Genomic DNA, 1,286 nt, shown 5'->3' with positions numbered 1-1,286 from the left:
GGCTGTTGCGGGCCTGGTCGAGCCGGACCGGCTGGTCGGGGATGGTGACGGCGAATGTGGTGCGCCCGCCAATGCTCTCGACCAGTTCCACCGTGCCGCCATGCGCGCGGATCAGTTCGTGCGCGATCGCCAGGCCAAGGCCGGTGCCGCCGCTGCGCGCCGAGCCGCGAAAGGCCGCGAACAGGTTTTCCCGCGCCTTGGGCGGCAGGCCGGGTCCGGTGTCGCTGACGGCAATGCGGCTGACGCTGCCCAGGCGCACGGCCGAAACCGCCAGGCGGCGCACCAGGGCGTTTTCGCTGTCGGCCGCCATCGCCTGCACGGAATTCCGGCACAGATTGGTGAGCACCCTGAACAGCTGGTCGGAATCGGCATCGACCTCGAAGGCCGGCTCGACCGAATTGACGAACTCGATGCCTTGCTCGATGTCGAGCAGGCCTTGCACGTCCTCGACCAGCTGCCGCAGCCGGAGCCGGCGGCGCGCGGGCGGCGGCTCCTGCGTGCGGCCGTAGTGAAGCACGCCTTCGGAATAGGACACGGCACGGTCGAGTGCGCGCAGCAGTTTCGGCGCGAAGGCCTGCACGGTCGGATCCTTGACCTGGCGCAGGCGGTCCGACATCAGCTGCGCCGAGGCCAGGATGTTGCGCATGTCATGGTTGATCTTGGAGACGGCAAGGCCGAGGTCGGCAAGATGCTTCTGCTCGGAGAGCATTTTTTGCAGCCGCTCCTGCATTTGCGACAGCTCGCGCTCGGCAACGCCGATCTCGTCGGCGCGGGCAGCCGGATGGATGATCCGTCCGGGATCGTCGGGCGCCTCGGAGAAGGACAGCATCGAGCGCGTCATCGTCCGGATCGGCCCGATCATGATCAGGTCGATGGCGGCGTAGACCAGCATGGCGGTGAACAGCGAGATCAGCAGCGAGACGAAGGCGACGTTGCGCGAATAGCGCAGCATCGCATTGCGCAGGCTGTTGTCGGGCATGATCAGCTCGAACTCCTTGTCCGAGTCACCGACCGGACCGAAGACGCGCAGCATCCGGTCGCCGCCGAAAAACAACGTGTCGAGCGCGCCGGTCATGCCCTTGATCATGCCGATCGAGGCGATATCGATGTGCGCGTCGACCTTCGGCGGCATTTCGGCCACCACCAGCAGCCGCGAGACGCCGCCGTCGCGCACCGCGATCGCCTTGGCGCCGATCGCCATCAGCACGTCGTTCTGGGCCGTGCGCGACAGCGAGGCGGGCTCACCCTGCACCAGCACGATCGACACCGCAGCCGCCGTGCTCAGC

At 67.4% G+C, this 1,286-nt stretch carries 1 protein-coding gene; it reads right to left on the bottom strand.

Translation table 11 applies throughout. The features are described 5' to 3' along the window. A partial coding sequence (locus EN893_RS34310; protein WP_164901397.1) for a HAMP domain-containing sensor histidine kinase occupies positions 1 to 1,286 on the bottom strand: 1,286 nt, incomplete at both ends.

This window comes from Mesorhizobium sp. M7A.F.Ca.CA.004.04.2.1 (assembly GCF_004022825.1).
Taxonomy (GTDB): Bacteria; Pseudomonadota; Alphaproteobacteria; order Rhizobiales; family Rhizobiaceae; genus Mesorhizobium.
This window is presented reverse-complemented; position numbering and strand designations above follow the sequence as displayed.